Annotated in this window: 15 protein-coding genes; 12 read left to right on the top strand and 3 right to left on the bottom strand. The window is 29.5% G+C overall.

Annotated elements, in window-relative coordinates:
• The first annotated feature begins 10 nt into the window (after positions 1–10).
• The 4 genes from HMPREF2782_RS01085 to hydF all read left to right on the top strand — a co-directional run bounded on the left by HMPREF2782_RS01085 (position 11) and on the right by hydF (position 3,692).
• Positions 11–346 (top strand): YbaB/EbfC family nucleoid-associated protein, encoded by a 336-nt coding sequence (locus HMPREF2782_RS01085; RefSeq protein WP_019117574.1) that lies wholly within the window; start codon positions 11–13, stop codon positions 344–346.
• A complete protein-coding gene (gene recR, locus HMPREF2782_RS01080) occupies positions 346–945 on the top strand; it encodes a recombination mediator RecR (RefSeq protein WP_070640248.1) in 600 nt (199 codons plus the stop codon). Before HMPREF2782_RS01085 ends, recR begins: the two co-directional genes overlap by 1 nt.
• Before the next feature lie 183 nt (positions 946–1,128).
• Positions 1,129–2,553, top strand: a complete 1,425-nt coding sequence (hydG, locus tag HMPREF2782_RS01075; RefSeq protein WP_070640245.1) for a [FeFe] hydrogenase H-cluster radical SAM maturase HydG — start codon at positions 1,129–1,131, stop codon at positions 2,551–2,553.
• Positions 2,550–3,692, top strand: a complete 1,143-nt coding sequence (hydF, locus tag HMPREF2782_RS01070; RefSeq protein WP_070640242.1) for a [FeFe] hydrogenase H-cluster maturation GTPase HydF — start codon at positions 2,550–2,552, stop codon at positions 3,690–3,692. Before hydG ends, hydF begins: the two co-directional genes overlap by 4 nt.
• Positions 3,693–3,722: 30 nt before the next feature.
• Here hydF and HMPREF2782_RS01065 read toward each other — a convergent pair whose 3' ends face one another.
• Positions 3,723–5,537 (bottom strand): ATP-dependent helicase, encoded by a 1,815-nt coding sequence (locus HMPREF2782_RS01065; RefSeq protein WP_070640239.1) that lies wholly within the window; start codon positions 5,535–5,537, stop codon positions 3,723–3,725.
• A gap of 104 nt (positions 5,538–5,641) precedes the next feature.
• Between HMPREF2782_RS01065 and HMPREF2782_RS01060 the strand changes: the two genes are divergently transcribed.
• From HMPREF2782_RS01060 to HMPREF2782_RS01045, 4 genes are all read left to right on the top strand, one after another.
• Positions 5,642–6,439 (top strand): nitroreductase family protein, encoded by a 798-nt coding sequence (locus HMPREF2782_RS01060; RefSeq protein ID WP_019117577.1) that lies wholly within the window; start codon positions 5,642–5,644, stop codon positions 6,437–6,439.
• A gap of 17 nt (positions 6,440–6,456) precedes the next feature.
• Complete coding sequence (gene map / locus HMPREF2782_RS01055) at positions 6,457–7,257, top strand: type I methionyl aminopeptidase (protein ID WP_019117578.1); 801 nt, start codon at positions 6,457–6,459, stop codon at positions 7,255–7,257.
• A gap of 258 nt (positions 7,258–7,515) precedes the next feature.
• The gene (brnQ, locus tag HMPREF2782_RS01050) at positions 7,516–8,826 is read left to right on the top strand and encodes a branched-chain amino acid transport system II carrier protein (RefSeq protein ID WP_019117579.1); all 1,311 of its coding nucleotides are present in this window, start codon (positions 7,516–7,518) and stop codon (positions 8,824–8,826) included.
• A 223-nt stretch (positions 8,827–9,049) separates the two neighbouring features.
• Positions 9,050–10,231, top strand: a complete 1,182-nt coding sequence (locus HMPREF2782_RS01045; RefSeq protein WP_019117580.1) for an acetyl-CoA C-acetyltransferase — start codon at positions 9,050–9,052, stop codon at positions 10,229–10,231.
• A 100-nt stretch (positions 10,232–10,331) separates the two neighbouring features.
• Here the strand turns inward: HMPREF2782_RS01045 and HMPREF2782_RS01040 are convergent, their stop codons facing one another.
• Both HMPREF2782_RS01040 and ychF read right to left on the bottom strand, forming a co-directional pair.
• A complete protein-coding gene (locus HMPREF2782_RS01040) occupies positions 10,332–10,937 on the bottom strand; it encodes a thymidine kinase (protein ID WP_004838932.1) in 606 nt (201 codons plus the stop codon).
• Between the two features lie 7 nt (positions 10,938–10,944).
• The gene (gene ychF, locus HMPREF2782_RS01035; protein ID WP_019117582.1) at positions 10,945–12,042 is read right to left on the bottom strand and encodes a redox-regulated ATPase YchF; all 1,098 of its coding nucleotides are present in this window, start codon (positions 12,040–12,042) and stop codon (positions 10,945–10,947) included.
• 131 nt (positions 12,043–12,173) lie between these two features.
• On the opposite strand from ychF, the gene HMPREF2782_RS01030 reads away from it, so the two are divergent.
• The 4 genes from HMPREF2782_RS01030 (at position 12,174) to nifJ (ending at position 20,367) form a co-directional block, all read left to right on the top strand.
• Entirely contained in the window at positions 12,174–13,943 is a 1,770-nt protein-coding gene (locus HMPREF2782_RS01030; protein ID WP_019117583.1) for an aminopeptidase P family protein, read from the top strand.
• Entirely contained in the window at positions 13,943–15,790 is a 1,848-nt protein-coding gene (gene uvrC, locus HMPREF2782_RS01025) for an excinuclease ABC subunit UvrC (RefSeq protein WP_070640236.1), read from the top strand. The genes HMPREF2782_RS01030 and uvrC overlap by 1 nt, the downstream gene beginning before the upstream one ends.
• Positions 15,791–15,800: 10 nt before the next feature.
• Positions 15,801–16,733 carry an HPr(Ser) kinase/phosphatase gene (gene hprK, locus HMPREF2782_RS01020; RefSeq protein ID WP_004838928.1) on the top strand — a complete coding sequence of 311 codons (933 nt, stop codon included), beginning with the start codon at positions 15,801–15,803 and terminating at the stop codon, positions 16,731–16,733.
• A 103-nt stretch (positions 16,734–16,836) separates the two neighbouring features.
• Positions 16,837–20,367: a pyruvate:ferredoxin (flavodoxin) oxidoreductase gene (nifJ, locus tag HMPREF2782_RS01015; protein WP_070640233.1), complete on the top strand. Its 3,531-nt coding sequence runs from the start codon at positions 16,837–16,839 to the stop codon at positions 20,365–20,367.
• Positions 20,368–20,441 lie beyond the last annotated feature (74 nt).

The raw sequence follows: 20,441 nt of genomic DNA, 5'->3' as shown, positions 1-20,441 counted from the left end.
GGAGTAAAAAATGGCAAGAGGCGGATTCCCAGGCGGCGGAAATATGAATAGTATGATGAAAAAAGTACAAAAAATGCAACAAGAAATGGCAAGAACCCAACAAGAAATTGAAGAAAAAGAATTTTCTTCAACAGCTGGTGGTGGAGTAATAGAAGCTGTTGTTAATGGAAAAAAAGAAGTTGTCAAAATTAAAATTGATGAAGATGTTGTAGATCCTGAAGATACAGAAATGTTAGAAGATCTTGTTGTTGCAGCAATAAATGATGCTTTAAAAAAAGCAGATGAATATAGTCAAAAAGAAATGGGAAAATTAACAGGAAATATTAATATTCCTGGACTAATGTAATGAGTTTATATCCTGAAAGTTTAAATAAATTAATAGAACAATTTCAAAAGTTACCAACTATCGGCAAAAAAAGCGCAGAAAGACTTGCTATGAGTATTGTTGGAAGAGATTTAGAAAGCGTAGAAGAATTTTCCAAATCTTTACTAGAAGTAAAATCCAAAATTCATCCTTGTAAAATTTGTGGAAATTTAACTGAAGATGAAATTTGTGGAATTTGCAAAGATATTTCGAGAGAAGAAAATACAATTTGTGTAATAGAAGATGTAAGAAACTTATATGCAATTGAAAAATCCTCAGTATATCATGGAAAATATCATATTTTGGGCGGTCTTATTTCTCCTTCTGATAATGTAAAGGCTGAAGACTTATCAATCGATAAACTATTAGATAGGATTGATAAGGAAGATATAAAAGAAATTATTTTAGCTATTTCATCAACGATAGAAGGAGAAACAACGAGTTTATTTTTGGCACATTTATTAGAAGGAAAAAATGTAAAGGTATCAAAAATTGCTTCTGGAATTCCTGTTGGATCAAATTTGGAATATTTTGATCAGCTTACTTTAGAAAGAGCCTTAGAGGAAAGAAGAGAAATCTAATTATTTTATATATTAACTTAATTTGTGATATAATAAAAAAGAATTAATAAAAAGTTTTACGAATAAATTTATCTAATAAATTTTTGGTAAACTTAACAAATTTAGTGAAAATTTTAAAGCTGAATATAAAACTTAACAAAACCATCCTTATTTAGGGTGGTTTTTAATCTTAAAGGAGATAAAATGGCAAAATATGATGTGAAATCTAATAATGCAGAAGAATTTATTAATCACGAAGAAATCCTTGAATCACTAGATTATGGAAGAGAACATAAAAATGACAGGAAATTAATTAAAGAAATATTAGAAAAGGCGAAAAAAGCTCACGGACTTAGTCACAGAGATGCCTTTGTTTTGCTTTCTTGTCAAGAAGAAGATTTGAATGAAGAAATTTTTTCATTAGCTAAAAAATTAAAGGAAAAATTCTATGGAAATAGAATAGTTTTGTTTGCACCCTTATATTTATCAAATTATTGTGTAAATGGATGTTTATATTGTCCTTATCATGCAAAAAATAAAACTATTCCTAGAAGAAAATTAAGTCAGGATGAAATTAGAAAAGAAGTTATTGCTCTTCAAGATTTAGGACATAAAAGACTTGCTCTTGAAACTGGTGAAGATCCAGTAAATAATCCTATTGATTATGTGTTAGAATCAATTAAGACAATTTATTCTATAAAACACAAAAATGGTTCTATTAGAAGAGTTAATGTTAATATAGCAGCTACAACAGAAGAAAATTATAAAAAATTATTAGATGCAGAAATTGGTACATATATTTTATTCCAAGAAACTTATAATAAGAAAAACTATGAATTGCTGCATCCAACAGGCCCTAAACATGACTATAATTATCATACAGAATCTATGGATAGGGCTATGAGTGCTGGGATAAATGATGTTGGCTGTGGAGTATTATTTGGTCTTCAATCATATGAGTATGAATTTATTGGTTTATTAATGCATGCAGAACATTTGGAGGCTAGATTTAATTGTGGGCCACATACAATTTCTGTTCCAAGGGTTCAACCAGCAGATGATATAGACCCTAATGAATTTGACAATTCTTTGAGCGATGAAATGTTTGAAAAAATCGTAGCTTGTCTTAGACTTGCTGTTCCTTATACAGGAATGATAATATCTACAAGAGAATCTAAAAAAGTTAGAGAAAAAGTATTGGATCTTGGAATAAGCCAAATTTCTGGAGGATCAAAAACTACGGTAGGTGGTTATTCAGAAGATATTGGAGATGTAGAAGGTTCAAATCAATTTGAACTTGCAGATAATAGAAGCTTGGATGAAGTTGTTGATTGGCTATTAAATATGGATTATCTACCATCATTTTGTACAGCTTGCTACAGAGAAGGTAGGGTTGGAAAAGATTTTATGAAAATTGTAAAAGATCATGGAATAGGAAATATGTGCCAACCAAACGCCATTCTTACCTTGGATGAATATTTGACAGACTATGCAAGCGAAAAAACTAGAAAAGATGGTAGGGCTTTAATAAATAGGGAAATTGAAAAAATTCAAAATCCAAATCTTCGTGCCAATACAAAAAAATGGCTAGATGAAATTAGAGATGGAAAAAGAGATATACACGTATGATAGCATATAATTCAGAAAGATTTAGTCTTGTTCTTTTAGGTAAAACAAATTCTGGCAAATCTTCATTTTTAAATTATATAAGTGACCAAGATGTTTCTATTGTTTCAAGTCAAAAAGGAACTACTACAGATCCTATAAAAAAATCAATGGAAATTCATGATTTTGGTCCAGTATTATTTTTTGATACGGCAGGATTTGATGATGATACAAATTTGTATGAAAAAAGAATAGAAAAAACAAAAAAAACAATAGAAAAAGCTGATCTTATTTTGTATTTTTTGTCTATGGAAGATGAGCTTGATTATATTTTTAAATTAAAAAAGGAATATAAAAATATAATTTTTATTGCAAGCAAACAGGATTTGGATATTGGAGAAAAAATATTTGAAAAATTTGAAAGCATAAATCCCTTAAAAATTAATTTAAAAAATAAAAATGATAGGGACAAATTTTTTGATAAGATTAGGTCGGATTTTAAAATTGAGGATAAGACTATTACAAAAAATCTTGTTAAAGAAAATGATTTGGTTTTGCTTGTGATTCCTCAAGATGCTGAAGCTCCAAAATTTAGGCTGATAAAGCCGCAAGTTATGACTATAAGAGAAATTATAGATAAAAATGCAACGGCAGTTTCTACAAATTTAAAAAATCTAGAAAATACCTTAAATTCTTTTAATAAAAAACCTGATCTTGTAATAACGGATTCTCAATATTTTAAAGAAGTTTATAATATTTTGGATAAGAACATAAAATTAACTTCTTTTTCTGTTTTATTTTCTGCTTTTAAGGGAGATATAGATTATTATATAGAATCTGTAAAAAAATTAGATGAGGGAACAAGAAAAATTTTAATTGCTGAAGCTTGTTCTCATCCTCCAATTTCTGAAGATATAGGAAGAGTTAAAATTCCAAAATTATTGAAAAAAAATTATGATAATATAGAAATTGAATTTGCAAGGGGCGATGATTTTGAAAATATTGAAAAGTATGATTTGATAATTCAATGCGGAGCTTGTATGTTTAATGAAAAATATGTAAAAGAAAGAATTAAACTTGCAAAAGAGAAAAATATTCCAATGACAAATTATGGAATAGTACTTGCTTATTTAAATGGAATTTTGGAAAAAATTTATATATAAATATGATTATAGCCTTGGTTCAAAGTTTTATTACTTTGACCCAAGGCTATTTTTTATTATTTCTTGACTGCTTTTATAAAAAATTGATGATTCTACTTTTTTATTATTTCTGTTTTTTAGTGACAAAAGATGTAGATTATTTTTTGCTCTTGTGATTGCAACATAAAAAATTCTTCTTTCTTCTTCCAATCTTTCAAAATAATTTTCTTCATCTAATATTATAGGAAATTCATTTTTAATTAAATCTATTACAAAGACTGTGTCATATTCAAGACCTTTAGAAGAGTGGATAGTTGAAAGTTTTAAATTATTTTCGCTTAAAGACTTAGATTTTTTTTCTATAATTTTAATTTTTTCATATACTTGGTCAAGATTTTCGCATGATTTTGTAAAATATTTTAGGCTTTCTATATAAATATCTTTATTTACAGTTTCTTCCTTGTATTTTCTACTTAACATGTCAATATAATCTTTATAAGAAAGGCTTTGGTATATGAAAGAAATTTTTTTATTAATGTCTAATTTTCTAAGATGATTTAGCTTTTTTTCTATGTTAAATAAGGCGTCTTTTTTGAAATCTTCTATATCAGAATTTTCAAAAAATTCGAAAATATTCTCATTAACTGGCTTATACATAAGTTTTTCTATGTCATCTTTTGATAAGTAAGATGAAATCTTATAGTAAATTTCAGAAAAAATTTCTACATCATTAAAATCATTTGAAAAATTAATTATATTAATCATATCTAGAAAAATTTTTGATTCAAAAAAATCCATTATTTTAGAATTTATTGAAAAATCAATATTATTTTCTAATAGGTAAGAAATTAGAGAAATTGCTGAAATATTATTTCTAAATAAAATTCCAGTATTTTCGTTTTTATCAATATTTTCAAGTATATAAGCATATTCTTTTGAAAAATTTTTGAAAGATTTTATTTTTATTTGGCTTGGATTTTTTCTATTTACTTTAAAATCTTTTTTGTACCTATTTTTATTTTGTTTTATAAAAGTGCTGGCCAATTTTATAATTTCTTTACCAGACCTGTAGTTTGTATCAAGAGTCATTATTTTTGCATCTTTGTAAATTTTTGTAAAATTTAATAGGTAAGTAGGATTTGACGCCCTAAAGGAATAAATTGATTGGTCGTCATCTGCTACTACAAGAAGATTATTTTCTGGCATAACTATTTTTTCTAAAATTTTAAATTGCAAAAGCGAAGTATCTTGCCCTTCATCAAGTTGAAAATATTTATATTTATTTTTTATTGATCTTAATAAAGACTCATCATTTAATAATTCTAAGGCATAAACTTGCATATCATCAAAATCTAGAAGGTGTTTTTGTTTTTTTATTTTTTCATATTCCAGATAAATTTCTTTTATATTAGAAATTTCAACTTTTTTCAGATAAGAAATATCAAGGAGAGAATTTTTCATAAATGATACTTTTTGGAAAAATAAATTTAAATCTTCTTTGGACATTTTTTTATTATTAATGCTTTTATAAATTTCTCCAACAAGATTATACTTATTGTAAATTTTCTCATCTTCTATTAGATTTACTTGTCTATTATATTTTTTTAAATAATTTCTAATTATAAGATAGCAAAAAGCGTGAATAGTCATAAAATTTGAATCCTTGCTATCAAATCTTTTTTTCATATCATTAGCTTGGATTCTAGAAAAAGTTAAATTCAAAATTTTTGAAGAATCAATATGTTCTGACAAAAATTTTATTCTTTCTAAAAGCATGGTAGTTTTTCCAGAACCTGGAATTGCCAAAACTAAAAGAGGACCATCCAAATGTTTTGCAGCTTGTAATTGTTTGCTTGTAAATTTCATATTTATATTTTATCATATAAGTATAAGAATTTAATTATAGAGGATTTAATAAATTTATTTATTAACTGACGATTTAAGGTATAATATTTAAAACGGGAGGAATTATGTTAACTACAAATTTTTTAAAAACAAGAACTTCTACTAGAGATTTTAAAGATGAAAAAGTAGATGATGAAAAAATTAAAAAGATTTACCAAATTACAAGAGAATTAGAAAATAAATTTGGTGAAAAGGATCTTCATTACCAAGTAAATAATAAGGGAGAAGAAGTTTATTTTAAATTAAAAGGAAACGCTGGCTACAAGGGAGTTATGATAAAAGCACCTTTGTATGTTGCCCTTGATATTACAAATGATAGCAAATCTGCTCTTGTTAAAGGATCTTATGGTCTTGAAGAATTAATTACAAAATTAGATGAACAAGGACTAGCTTCTTGTTACATTACAGTAAGCGGAGTAAGCGATGATATTTTAAAATCAGCTTTTGTAAATGCTGAAGGAAAAATTATGTCAATTCTTGCAATTGGCGAAGCTACAAAACAAGAAGTTAGAGAACACAGATACGATGATAGAAAAGGAATAAATGAATTTGTATTTATTGATGATTTAGATCATAAGGCAAGCGTAGAAGAACTTTCCCAAAGAGGACTTGATGATTTATTCTCATACCTAAGATTTGCTCCATCATCATACAATTCACAACCATGGAGATTTGTTTTAAAAGATAATTTTGTAAATTTATATTTAGAAGATTACAAAGACGAAGCAAATTTAGTTGATGCAGGAATTGTAATGTATTATTTTGATCAATTAACAAAAGAAATATCAATAAATTCAATTTGGGAAGTTGAACCAAAATTAGACGGCTCAAAATTCCAATTTATTGCTCAAAAAGAATTATAAAATTTTAAGGAATTTTAATGATAAGACTTTATACAGAAAATGATATAGAAAAAATGTATGGGGCTTCAGAAATTCTTTGCCAAACACACCTTGCCATAAAAGAAGTAATAAGAGCTGGAATAACAACAAAATTTCTTGACGATTTTGCAAATAAATTTATAAAACACAAAAATGCAAGACCTGCCCAATTAGGCTATCAAGGATTTCCATATACACTTTGCATATCTGTAAATGATGAAATTTGTCACGGATTTCCTTCAGATTATGTACTAAAAGAAGGCGATGTAGTTTCAATTGATAATGTAATTGATTACAAGGGAGGACTTGCAGATTCTTGTTGGACTTATAAAATTGGAAAATTGAGCGAAGAAAATGAAAAGTTAGTTGATGTGAATTTAAAAGCTCTTTACAAAGGAATTGAAGCTGCAAAACCAGGAAACAGAATTGGAGATATAGGTTATGCAATTCAACAATACGTTGAGGGCGAAAATGGATTTTCAGTTATAAGGGACTTTATAGGTCATGGAATTGGAAAAGAAATGCACGAAGATCCACAAGTTCCACATTATGGAAAAAAAGGATTTGGTCCTAGAATAGAAGAAAATATGGTATTTACAATTGAGCCAATGATAGCAGTTGGCGATTGGAAATCAAAAATGGACTCAAATGGATGGACAGCAAGAACAAAAGATGGTTCCGTTTGTTCACAATTTGAACACCAACTTGTCATAAGAAAAGAAGGAGCAGAAATAATAACTGACCAAAATAATTTTTCTTTGACAGAAGATGACAAAAAATTTATAGAATCATATAAATAGGAGAGAAATCTCCTATTTTTTTCGTTAAAAATAGCTTTTTAAAAAATGGATAATTTTACTTATTTCATTGGAAATATATGTCAAATCTTATAAAAATTCATAATAAAATGTTTTCAAATTTATAAATAAATATATTTCTCAAAGAAAAATATTAAAATTTAAAGAAAATAATTAAAAATTTGTAAAAAACTTTAAAAAAGACTTAATAAGTAATCAAAAAAATGGTAAAATATAAAAGTACAGCTTTAAGGAGGAGTTATGGATATTTTAGTAATAGGATTTGCATTATTTGCAATGTTTTTTGGAGCGGGGAATTTAATTTTTCCACCAATGTTGGGATATACTTATGGAGATAAGTGGTTATTGGCATCTATTGCCTTTACAATTGTAGGAGTCGGATTAACTTTGCTTGCTGTAGTTAGTATGGCAAAAAGGCAAGGAAATATTTTTACTTTTACTTCACTTGCAGGAGATAGGCTTTCAAAAGCAATAGTTTTAATTATTGCTCTTTGTATTGGACCTTTAGGAGCAATTCCAAGAACTGCAGCTACAAGTTTTGAGATGGTACAATCAGCAGGCTTTAATGTAAATATTTGGGTCTTTACTTTAATATTTTTTGGATTATCATTGTTTTTGTCTTTGGCAAAAAATTCTGTTGTAGATTTAATTGGAAAATTTTTGACGCCACTTTTATTAATTTCTTTATTTATAATGATAATTGTTGGAATGTTAAATCCAATTGGACAAATAAAAGAAATTAATATAGATTTAAGTAAAATATTTTCTGATTCAATGCTTGAAGGATATAATACAATGGATGCTTTGGCAGCTCTCGCATTTACACCAATAATTGTAGAAAGCGTAATAAAAAAAGGCTATAAAAATCAATTATTAAAAAAGACGATAGAGGCATCACTAATTGCAGTTTTTGGACTTGCTTTTGTGTATATCTCATTAACTTTTTTGGGAGCAAGTGCCTCAACAAGTATTGATACAGATTCAAGAGTTATTTTATTAAATTATATTTCAGAAAAAATTCTTGGAGATAAGGGCAAATTTGTTTTATTAGTCGCAATTATTATGGCATGTTTTACAACATCTGTAGGCTTGATTTCATCAATCTCTAATATTTTCGCAGAATTTTCTAAAAATAAATTCAATTATAGTTTTCTTGCAATAGCAATAGCTTTAGTGTCTTTATTATTATCTGTTCTTGGAGTGGAATCAATAGTAAAGATTACAGGACCATTTTTACAATTTGTCTATCCTTTAGCAATTGTTTTAGTAGTATTTAATTTGATCGGGAAAAATTCTCTCGATAAATTAGTAATTAGAAATTCTTTTATTGTTGTAACAATTGTTTCATTTATGGATGCTCTAATTAGTTTGATAGATATTTTAAAAGAAATGTTTAATGTAAATCTTTCATTTTTAGTAAGTTTAGAATCTGTGTTGAAAAAAATTATACAAGTTATCTCCTTAAATATTGTAGATTTTCCATGGATAATTCCTCTAATTCTTATAATTATCCTAACTAGCCTATATTTAAAATTAAATAAAAATAAATAAATTTTTGCATCCAAATTTGTTTTTGGATGTTTTTTATTAGAAATTTTTTGCAATTATTTTTTTATCCTGTATATTTTTATTGTAAGTAAAAATATTAGAAAAAGGATTTCAAAATCCAAATAAAAATTATTAGAAAATGTTTGATAAATTTTTAACTACATGTTATAATCGTATTGTAAGTTAAGATAACAATTTATCAGATATAAAATCGAAAGGGGAAATTATGACAAGAAAAGTAGTAATTGCAAGTGCAGCTAGAACTCCAGTAGGAAGTTTTGGTGGAGCTTTAAAATCACAAAGCGCAGTTGATTTGGGTGTTGTTGCAGCTAAAGCAGCTATCGAAAGAGCTGGAATTAAACCAGAAGATGTTGAAGAAACTGTTTTAGGATGCGTTTTACAAGCAGGACTTGGACAAAACGTTGCAAGACAAATTTCATTAGGAGCAGGAATCCCAATAACAACACCTGCAATGACAATTAATAAAGTTTGTGGATCAGGACTTAGAACTGTTTCACTTGCAGCTCAAATGATTTTAGCAGGAGATGTTGACGTTGTTTTAGCAGGTGGTGCTGAAAGTATGTCAAACGCCCCATTCTTATCTAATGAATCTAGATGGGGAGCTAGAATGGGAAATAAAAAATTTGTTGACGAAATGATTACTGATGGTCTTTGGGACGTTTACAATGATTATCACATGGGAGTTACAGCTGAAAATGTAGCTGAAAAATATGGAATCACAAGAGAAATGCAAGACGATCTTGCAGCAGTAAGTCAACAAAGAGCAAGCAAGGCTCGTGCTGAAGGAAGATTTAAAGATGAAATCGCTCCAGTAGAAATTAAAGATAGAAAAGGAAATGTTACAGTTGTTGAAGATGATGAATATATCAGAGACGGTGTAACACAAGAAGGAATTTCTAAATTAAGACCAGCATTTATAAAAGATGGTACAGTTACAGCAGCTAACGCATCAGGAATTAATGATGGAGCAGCTTGTCTTGTAGTTATGAGCGAAGAAAAAGCTAAAGAATTAGGCGTTAAACCACTTGCTACAATCGTAAGTTATGCATCAGCAGGTGTTGATCCAAAAGTTATGGGAACAGGTCCAATCCCTTCAAGTAAAAAAGCTCTTGAAAAAGTAGGATGGAAAGTTGAAGATCTTGACTTAGTTGAATCAAACGAAGCTTTCGCAGCTCAATCATACGCTGTAAGAAATGAAATGGGATTTGACCCAGAAAAAACAAATGTAAACGGTGGAGCAATTGCAATAGGTCACCCAATCGGAGGATCAGGAGCAAGAATTCTTACAACACTTTTATACGAAATGGAAAAAAGAGATTCTAAAAAAGGTCTTGCTACACTTTGTATAGGTGGAGGAATGGGAACAGCTCTAGTAGTTGAAAGATAATAATTTTATAAACAAAAATAAGGTTGCTATAAATAGCAGCCTTTTTTCGTTTGTAAATATAAAATTTTTTAAAAATAAAAACTACCCAATAAAGAGCAGTTTAAATTTCATCTAATGATATTTGATTTTTATTTTTTTCTCTATCTTTCATTTTTCTATTGTAGCATGACCTACACAAAGGTTCGTATGAATCTTGAGCTCCGATTTCTATTCTTTCTTCATTGTAAGATTTTCTAAAAGAAACCCAAGCATCTTCTCCGCATGATGCACAAATTGCGTGGTGTTTTATTAATTCGTCAGCTATTGGCATCAGCTCTTTTACAACTTCAAATGGTTTTGTTTTATAATCCATATCAAGTCCTGACACAACAATTGTAATATGATTTTGCATAAGTTCTACAAAATAATCTACAATTTTTGATGGCTTGTCTGGGAAAAATTGAACTTCATCAATTCCTATAGCATCAATTTCATTATTTTTTGCATAATCCAAAATTTCTTTTATGGATTCTATTTTAATCGCATCAAGCTCCAAATTATCATGGCTTATTATTTTTTCATCTTCATGTCTTGAATCAACTGATGGTTTGAATGCAATTGTTTTGTATCCTGCAACTTTCATCCTATAAAGCTCACGCCATAGGGAAGTTGTTTTTCCAGAAAACATAGAACCTGTATGAACAATAAGTTTAGCTTGTTTTTTCATATTTCACCTAAACATTGAATTTAAAATTGGTAATATCTCCATCTTTCATAACATAATCTTTTCCTTCCATACGAAGTTGACCATGTTCTTTTACTTTTGCCATATTACCATATTCTTTTAGAGTATCAAAACTTACGATTTCTGCTTTTATAAAACCTCTTTGTATATCTGTGTGGATTTTCCCAGCAGCATCTACAGCTTTTGTTCCATTTGTAATTGTCCAAGCTCTTGTTTCATCTTCTCCTGTTGTCAAAAATGAGATTAAATTTAAAGTTTTGTAAGAATCTTTTATAACTTGATCGCAACCTGATTCACTTAAACCAATCATTTCCAAAAATTCTTTCTTTTCTTCTTCGCTTTCAAGCTCTGATATTTCTTGTTCAATTTTTGCACTTACAACAGAAACTTGAGCGTTTTCTTCTTTGGCAAATTCCCTAACTTTTTGAACAAATTCATTATCATCTCCGTTATTTGCAACATCACTTTCATCGACATTGCAAACATAAATTATTGGTTTTGTTGAAAGAAGTTGGTAGGTTTTAAGAAGAGCTTTTTCTTCATCGTGTAAATTTAAAACTCTGGCAGATTTTCCCTCTTCCAAAACTTCTTTTATTCTTTTTAATAATTCAACTTCGCTTCTTGCTGATTTATCAGATTTTGCGACTTTTTCTCTTTTTACCAAAACTTTTTCAACAAGCTCAAGGTCTGAAAGTATAAGCTCAAAATTTATTGTTTCAATATCTCTTAATGGGTCAATGTTACCATCTACGTGGGTTACATTTGGATCATTAAAACAACGCAAAACTTCTACTATTGCATCAGTTTCTCTTATATTTGATAAAAATTTATTTCCTAATCCTTCGCCCTTGCTTGCACCTTTTACAAGTCCTGCTATATCATAAAATTCTATAGCTGCTGGTACAATTTTTTTTGAATTGTGCATTTTTGCAAGATAATCAACTCTATAATCTGGAACATTTACAAGTCCTACGTTTGGATCTATTGTGCAGAAAGGATAATTTGCAATTTCTGCTCCAGCTTTTGTAATTGCATTAAATAAAGTTGATTTGCCTACATTTGGTAGGCCAACTATTCCTAATTTCATTTAATCACTCTCTCTTTTTTATTCTTTATTTAGCATTATTAATTATATAGAAAGCGCCTAAAAAAATCAATTTTTATATTATGCAACAATGGTATAATATGAATAAGATTATAAAAAAAAAAGGAGAAATTATGAATATTGATCAAAAACTAGAAAAGCTTAGAGAGCTAATGGCTAGCAGAAAAATAGATGCTTATATTATTAATACATCTGATCCTCATCAATCAGAATATATTAGTGATTATTATAAAACTCGCGAATTTATTTCAGGTTTTACTGGCTCTGCGGGAGTTTGCGTTGTTACAAAAGATAAGGCAAGACTTTGGACAGATTCAAGATATTTTTTGCAAGCTGCAAATGAATTAAAATATTCAGAATTTGAATTTTATAAACAAGGTTTTGATGAAGATCCAACTATGGAAGAATTTTTGTTGGAAGAAGTTGGAGAATTTGGAAAAATTGGTTTTGATGGTACTTGTTATTCAGTAAAAGATTATAAATCTTTAAGTGAAAATATGGCATCACGTGCTTTGGTTTATGACATAGATTATATTTCTCAAATTTGGGAAGATAGACCAAGCCTTCCAAAAGAAAAAGTTTGGATTTATGATCAAAAATATGTTGGCGAAAGTTTAGAATCAAAAATAAATAGATTAAGAGAAGAATTAAAGAAAAAAGATTGCGATTATAATTTTATTGGATCTCCAGAAGATATTTGTTACCTTTTAAATATTAGAGGAAATGATATTGGATATACTCCAGTAGTTTTGTCATATTTGTTGGTTTCAATGGATGAAATTCATCTTTGCATAGACCAAGATAAACTTGACGATGAAGTTTTGGATTATTTAAAAGAAAATAAGGTAAAAGTTCATTCTTATGATTATATTTATTCTTTATTAAAAAATATTAAGGGGAAAAATAGAATTTATATAGACCCAGAAAGAACTAACGTTGCAATTTTTGATTCTATAAATTCAAATGTAAGAATTACTAGCGGTGTAAATATTTCAACTCAAATGAAAGCGATTAAAAATGAAACTGAATTAGAAAATGAAAGAAAAGCTTATATTATTGATGGTGTAAGTTTAATTAAGTTCTTTAATTGGGTTGAAGTTGGAACAAGTACAGGTTCTTTGACAGAGCTTATAGCTAGCAAAAAATTGCAAGATTTAAGAAAAGAAAATGAATCATATATTGAAGATTCTTTTGAAACAATTGCAGGCTACAAAGAAAATGGAGCTATTGTCCATTATGAACCAACTTCACTTTCATCAAAAACTCTCGAAGAAAAATCACTTTTATTGGTAGATTCAGGAGCTCATTACAAAGAAGGAACTACAGATATAACAAGAACAATTGCCCTTGGAGAATTGACTGATGAAGAAAAAGAAGACTATACCCTAGTTTTAAAATCTCATATAGGCTTGATGAGTGCAAGATTTAAAGAAAAAACCAAAGGACAAAGATTAGATGCAATTGCTAAATATCCATTGTGGAAAGCTGGAAAAGATTATTTCCATGGAACAGGCCACGGAGTCGGATTTAGCTTAACAGTTCACGAAGGCCCAAATAATATTTCTCAATTTAATGATGTAGAATTATTAGAAAACATGACAACATCAATTGAGCCGGGTCTATATATAGCAGATAAACACGGAGTAAGAATTGAAAGCGAAGTTTATGTGAAAAAAGATTTGGAAAATGAATTTGGTAAATTTATGAAATTCGAATGTCTAACTTACGTGCCAATTGATACTAGACCAATAAATATGGATATGATGGATAAGTGGGAAATAGAATGGATAAATGTATATAACAAAAAATGCCAAGAAGTTTTATCTCCATATCTTGAAGGATCAGATTTAGAATATTTGATAGAAAGATGTAAAGAGATTTGATGAACAATCAAATAAAGGAAAAGCTAAAAGAATTACCAGACCTACCAGGCGTTTATATAATGAGAAATAGCCAAGATGAAATAATCTATGTTGGCAAGGCTATAAATTTAAAAAAACGTGTAAGCCAATATTTTGACAACAACAAAAATAAGGGCAGAAAAGTTCTTGCTATGGTAAGTCATATAAATCATTTTGAATATATAATTGTAGAAAATGAAGTCGAAGCTCTTGTGTTAGAATCAAATCTAATAAAGAAAAACAGACCAAAATATAATATTGTTCTAAGAGATGATAAGCAATATCCATATATAAAAATTACAAATGAAAAATTTCCTAGAATTCAAAAAGTAAGAAATGTAAAAAAAGATAAGGGCTATTACTATGGCCCTTATCCTGATGCTTATGCAGTAAATGATGTAATAGAATTATTTCATATACTTTACCCAATAAGAACTTGCAATCTAAATTTTGATAAGGGACAGCAATTAGATAGACCTTGTCTAAATTATTATATAAATAGGTGTAAAGCTCCATGCGTTGGTAAGGGAGATGAAAAAGAATATATGGATAATATAAATAAAATCAAAAATTTTTTAGAAAATAAATCTGATTATATACCAAATTTAGTTATAAATAAGATGAATAAGGCAAGTGAAATTTTGGATTTTGAAAATGCTGCAAAATACAGAGATTACCATAGGGCCTTATCAACCATTTCTCAAAAACAAAAAGTTACTACAACAAATGGTGATGACATAGATATAATTGCAATGTCCAAAGGAATATTTTATGTCACCATGCAGGTATTTTTTATGAGAGATGGAAAGATTGTTGATAGAGAACATTTTATTATTAAAGATGATTACAGAGAAAAAGATGAAGATATAATTTCATCTTTTATGAAGCAATTTTACTTAAACCTTATGTATATACCAAAAGAAATTTTAGTTCACAAATTGCCATCAGATCTTGATGCCCTTAATTTATTTATTGAAAAGAAAAAAGGCATTAAGGTAAAAATTACTTGCCCAAAACTTGGTAAGAAAAAAGAATTAGTAGATATGGCTTTTAGAAATGCAAGCGATATGATGAAAAAATACGAAAAAAGGCTTGAGGAAAAAGAAAGAAAAAAACATTCTGGCTTAAATGGATTAAAAGAAATTTTGAATTTAAAATCTTTAAGTAGGATAGAAGCTTACGATATTTCTAATACATCAGGAGTTCAATCTGTAGGTTCTATGGTTGTTTTTCAAAATGGAATTGCTGAAAGAAAAGAATATAGGAAATTCAAAATAAAATCTATAGAAGGGCCAGATGATTATCATTCCTTGGAAGAAGTTCTTACAAGAAGATTTGAAAGGGCAAAAAAAGAAATCAAAAATAATAATACTTATACTGGTTTTGGAAAACTCCCAGATTTAATATTAATGGATGGGGGAAAGGGTCAAGTAAAATCTGCAAAAAAAGTTTTGAAAGATTTAAATTTTTCAATAGAAGTTGCAGGACTTGTTAAAGATGACAAGCATACAACAAGAGCTATCATCTATGAAAATAAAGAAATTCCAATAAAAAAACGAGATCCAGTATATAAATTAATTTACGAAATCCAAGAAGAAGCCCACAGATTTGCCATAAATTATCACAGAAAATTAATGACTCAAACTATGAAAAAATCTGAACTTGATAATATTAATGGCATAGGAAAAAGAAAAAAAGAAAATCTTCTAAAACATTTTAAAAGCGTAAAAAATATAAAAAAAGCAAGTTTAGAAGAGCTTATGGAAGTAGATTTGATTGGGGAAAGCCAAGCACTTGAAATAATTAAATATTTTAAACTAAACAATTAAAGAGGATAAAATGGGAAAACAAACAAGCGTAAAATTAAAAGACGTGGTTGAAATTTTAGGTCTTGAAATAGTTCACAAATCCACAGATTATGATGAAGTTATTTTGCAAAGTCCAGATATTAATAGGCCAGGTCTTCAACTTACAGGATATTTGGAAGAATTTCCTTATAAAAGATTACAAATAATAGGAAGCGTAGAATATACTTACCTAACAAGTCTTGACAATAGAATGCAATATGAAAGATTTAGGGGAATATTATCATACAAAATGCCAGCTATACTTTTTTCATACAATGCAGGATTGCCAAAAGATATATTAGACCTTGCTGATTACTATGATATAACAATTTTAAGGTCAAAACTTCCTACGACAAAATTAACATCAATAATTTCGCAAGAACTAGAATATATTTTTGCTGATAGAACTCAAATTCATGGAGAACTTTTAGAAGTTTTTGGTGTTGGAGTTTTAATTAGAGGAGAAAGCTCTGTAGGAAAAAGTGAAACGGCTTTAGATTTAGTAAATCGTGGTCACAGACTTGTCGCAGATGATGTCGTAGAAATGGCAGCTTATGATAATAAACTTGTAGGACAAGCTCCAGAAAATATAAGGCATTATACAGAAATAAGAGGTCTTGGAATTGTAGATGTAAGAAGACTATATGGTACAGGCTCTGTAAAAGTTTCAACTGACATAGATTTGGTAATAGAACTTGAACATTGGAGAGAAGATTATGAATATGACAGGTTGGGACTTGATGAGCATTATACAGAAATTTTAAATGTTCAAATTCCAAAAATTTTAATTCCAGTAAGAGCAGGAAGAAATTTAGCTATGATTATCGAAGTTGCAGCTATGAACCAAAGAGAAAAATCTATGGGATATAACGCAGCAAAAGTAATGACAGACAATCTATTTAAAAATTCTGACAATGATAATTAGCTCGTGAAAATATTTGATATTTACTTGACTAATGACGTGATATTTATTATACTAAAAATAGTGTTGACGATAATTGATTCATATAATTTTTAGGAGGTCTTAAATGACAATTAAAAGAGCTATGAAGACTATGGATGGTAATACTGCAGCTGCTCACGTATCTTATGCGTTTACAGATGTAGCAACAATCTATCCAATAACACCTTCATCACCAATGCCTGAAGCAGTGGATGTTTGGGCAGCAAACGGTAGAAAAAACGTATTTGGAAGACCAGTTGAAGTAAAGGAAATGCAATCAGAAGCTGGTGCAGCAGGAGCAGTACACGGAGCACTTGCAGCAGGAGCACTTACTACTACATACACAGCAAGTCAAGGATTATTATTAATGATCCCTAATATGTATAAGATTGCTGGAGAAAGATTGCCAGGTGTATTCCATGTTGCAGCAAGAACACTAGCAACTCACGCACTTTCAATTTACGGTGACCATTCTGACGTTATGGCAGCAAGACAAACAGGATTTGCTATGCTATGTTCAGGATCAGTTCAACAAGTAATGGACTTAGGACCAGTTGCTCACTTAGCAGCAATTGAAGGAAGAATTCCATTTTGCCATTTCTTTGATGGATTTAGAACAAGTCACGAAATTCAAAAAATACAAGTTTGGGACTATGATACATTAGCTCCATTAGTAAACTACGAAGCTGTAGATAAATTTAAAAATGAGTCTTTAAATCCAGAAAGACCAAAAACAATCGGTACAGCTGAAAAGAATATTTTCTTCCAAAGAATGGAAGCTTCAAACCCAGCATATACTGATATAGTAGGTATAACAGAAAACTACATGAACAAGATCAATGAATTGATCGGTACAAATTACGGATTATTCAATTATTATGGTGCAGATGATGCAGAAGAAATCATCATTGCTATGGGTTCTGTTTGCCAAGCAGCTGAAGAAGCAATTGATAAATTAGTAGAAGATGGTAAAAAAGTTGGTATGGTTGAAGTTCACTTATTCAGACCATTCTCAAAAGACCATTTATTAAAAGCTATACCAAAAACAGTAAAGAAAATTGCTGTTTTAGATAGAACAAAAGAAAAAGGTTCAGTTGGAGAACCATTATTACTTGATGTTAAATCAGCTTACTATGATGTAGAAGATAAACCACAAATTATAGGTGGTAGATATGGATTATCTTCAAAAGATACAATCCCTGCAGACATTGAAGCAGCATTTAACAATTTAGCTGGCGAAATGAAAGATGATTTCACATTATCAATTACAGATGATGTTACAAATAAATCACTTGAAAGAACAGATTTAAGAATCAGACAAGAAGGTACAAGCAGATGTAAATTCTGGGGATTCGGATCTGATGGAACAGTTGGAGCTAACAAACAAGCTATCAAAATTATCGGTGATAATACTGATATGTATGCTCAAGGTTACTTTGACTATGATTCTAAAAAATCTGGTGGACTTACAGTATCTCACTTAAGATTTGGTAAAAATCCAATTAGATCAACATACCTATTAGACGAAGCTGACTTTATTTCATGTTCAAAACCAGCATACGTTAATCAATATGATTTATTAGCTGGACTTAAAGATGGTGGTACATTCTTATTAAACTGTCCATGGTCAGAAGATGAACTTGAACAACATCTACCAGCTAAAATGAAAAAATACATTGCTGAACATAATATTAACTTTAATATAATAGATGCTTCTCACATCGCTGCTAATATTGGATTAGGTTCAAGAACAAATATGATAATGCAATCTGCATTCTTTAACCTTGCAAATGTAATTCCAATAGATGAAGCTATCAAATACCTTAAAGATTCTATAGTTAAGGCTTATGGACACAAGGGTGATGATATAGTAAATATGAACTACAAAGCAGTAGATCAAGGAATTGATGCAGTAGTTAAAGTTAATGTTCCAGATTCATGGAAAGATGCAAAAGATGAAGTTAAAGAAGAAAAAGAACTTCCAGAGTTCATCAAAAACATCGTTAAACCAATGATTGAACAAAAAGAAGACGAACTTCCAGTTTCAGTTTTCAAAGATAGAACAAATGGAGACTTTGAACCAGGTACAACTCAATATGAAAAGAGAGGAATTGCTCTTAACGTGCCAGAATGGCAAATTGATAATTGTATCCAATGTAACCAATGTTCATACGTTTGTCCTCACGCTGTAATTAGACCTTTCTTAGTAACAGAAGAAGAAAAAGCTAATGCACCAGAAGGATTTGAAACAAAAAAAGCAATTGGTAAGGGAATGGACGGATATGATTTCAGAATCCAAGTTTCACCACTTGATTGTACAGGCTGTGGAAACTGTGCTGATGTATGTCCAGCTCCAAAGAAAGCTCTTCTAATGAAACCTTTCGAAGAAGAAGTTGAAAAAGAAAAAGATAATTGGGAATATGCTCATGAAGAAGTTGGATACAAAGAAGATGTTATGGATCCAATGACAATTAAAGGTTCTCAATTTAAACAACCATTACTTGAGTTCTCAGGTGCTTGTGCAGGATGTGGAGAAACACCATACGCAAAACTTGTTACTCAATTATTTGGAGATAGAATGTATATAGCTAATGCTACAGGTTGTTCATCAATTTGGGGAGCATCATCACCAGCTACACCATATACAACAAATGCTTGCGGACAAGGTCCAGCTTGGGGTAATTCATTATTCGAAGATGCAGCAGAATATGGTTATGGTATGAAACTTGCAGCTGATTCAAACAAACACCTTCTTGAAACATATATGAATCAATTCAATGAATTAGAAGCTGATAGTGAATTAAGCGAAGCATTCAAAGCATGGATTGAAGGAAAAGAAGACGTTAAAGCTTCAAAAGAAGCAACAGCTAAAATTCTTAACCTTGAAGAAAAAGCTAACAGTGTAAGTGATGAAAAACAAAAAGATTTACTACACAAAATATATTCACTAAAAGACTATATGATTAAAAAATCAGTTTGGATATTTGGTGGAGACGGATGGAGCTATGATATAGGATTTGGTGGAGTTGACCACGTACTAGCTAGTGGAGAAAACATCAATATCTTAGTATTCGATACAGAAGTTTACTCAAATACAGGTGGACAATCATCTAAAGCTACACCATTATCAGCAGTAGCACAATTTGCTGCATCTGGTAAAAAGGTTAGAAAGAAAGACCTTGGTTTAATGATGACTTCATACGGCTATGTTTACGTAGCACAAGTTGCTATGGGTGCAAACCAAAACCAAACAATCAAAGCTATGAAAGAAGCTGAAAGCTATGATGGACCATCTCTAATCATCTGCTATGCACCATGTATCAACCACGGTATAAGAATCGGTATGGGTAAATCTCAATTTAGAGAAAAACAAGCAGTTGATGCTGGTTACTGGCACTTATGGAGATTCGATCCAAGACTTGCTGATGAAGGAAAGAATCCATTCCAATTAGATTCAAGAGAACCTAAGGAATCATTCCAAGAATTTATCCAAGGAGAAGTTAGATACTCTTCACTCAAGAGATCATTCCCTGAAACAGCTGACCAATTATATCAAGAAGCAGAAAAAGCTGCTAAAGAAAGATATCAAACATATAAGAGATTAGCTGGAAAATAAGATAAATTATATAAAATTTTTAAAGGATGAGCTTGCTCATCCCAGACTGTAGACAAAGTAGATGAAAAATGCAA

The sequence above is a fragment of the Anaerococcus sp. HMSC068A02 genome (genome assembly GCF_001811125.1).
Taxonomy (GTDB): Bacteria; Bacillota; Clostridia; order Tissierellales; family Peptoniphilaceae; genus Anaerococcus; species Anaerococcus vaginalis_C.
This window is presented reverse-complemented; position numbering and strand designations above follow the sequence as displayed.

What these genes read in the sequence shown, in the direction of transcription:
- HMPREF2782_RS01045 (WP_019117580.1), top strand. Translation starts at nt 9,050, where the DNA reads ATGACAAGAAAAGTAGTAATTGCAAGTGCAGCTAGAACTCCAGTAGGA.
- HMPREF2782_RS01040 (WP_004838932.1), bottom strand. Translation starts at nt 10,937, where the DNA reads ATGAAAAAACAAGCTAAACTTATTGTTCATACAGGTTCTATGTTTTCT.
- map (WP_019117578.1), top strand. Translation starts at nt 6,457, where the DNA reads ATGATAAGACTTTATACAGAAAATGATATAGAAAAAATGTATGGGGCT.
- HMPREF2782_RS01085 (WP_019117574.1), top strand. Translation starts at nt 11, where the DNA reads ATGGCAAGAGGCGGATTCCCAGGCGGCGGAAATATGAATAGTATGATG.
- nifJ (WP_070640233.1), top strand. Translation starts at nt 16,837, where the DNA reads ATGACAATTAAAAGAGCTATGAAGACTATGGATGGTAATACTGCAGCT.
- recR (WP_070640248.1), top strand. Translation starts at nt 346, where the DNA reads ATGAGTTTATATCCTGAAAGTTTAAATAAATTAATAGAACAATTTCAA.
- hydG (WP_070640245.1), top strand. Translation starts at nt 1,129, where the DNA reads ATGGCAAAATATGATGTGAAATCTAATAATGCAGAAGAATTTATTAAT.
- uvrC (WP_070640236.1), top strand. Translation starts at nt 13,943, where the DNA reads ATGAACAATCAAATAAAGGAAAAGCTAAAAGAATTACCAGACCTACCA.
- hprK (WP_004838928.1), top strand. Translation starts at nt 15,801, where the DNA reads ATGGGAAAACAAACAAGCGTAAAATTAAAAGACGTGGTTGAAATTTTA.
- HMPREF2782_RS01060 (WP_019117577.1), top strand. Translation starts at nt 5,642, where the DNA reads ATGTTAACTACAAATTTTTTAAAAACAAGAACTTCTACTAGAGATTTT.
- hydF (WP_070640242.1), top strand. Translation starts at nt 2,550, where the DNA reads ATGATAGCATATAATTCAGAAAGATTTAGTCTTGTTCTTTTAGGTAAA.
- brnQ (WP_019117579.1), top strand. Translation starts at nt 7,516, where the DNA reads ATGGATATTTTAGTAATAGGATTTGCATTATTTGCAATGTTTTTTGGA.
- HMPREF2782_RS01065 (WP_070640239.1), bottom strand. Translation starts at nt 5,537, where the DNA reads ATGAAATTTACAAGCAAACAATTACAAGCTGCAAAACATTTGGATGGT.
- ychF (WP_019117582.1), bottom strand. Translation starts at nt 12,042, where the DNA reads ATGAAATTAGGAATAGTTGGCCTACCAAATGTAGGCAAATCAACTTTA.
- HMPREF2782_RS01030 (WP_019117583.1), top strand. Translation starts at nt 12,174, where the DNA reads ATGAATATTGATCAAAAACTAGAAAAGCTTAGAGAGCTAATGGCTAGC.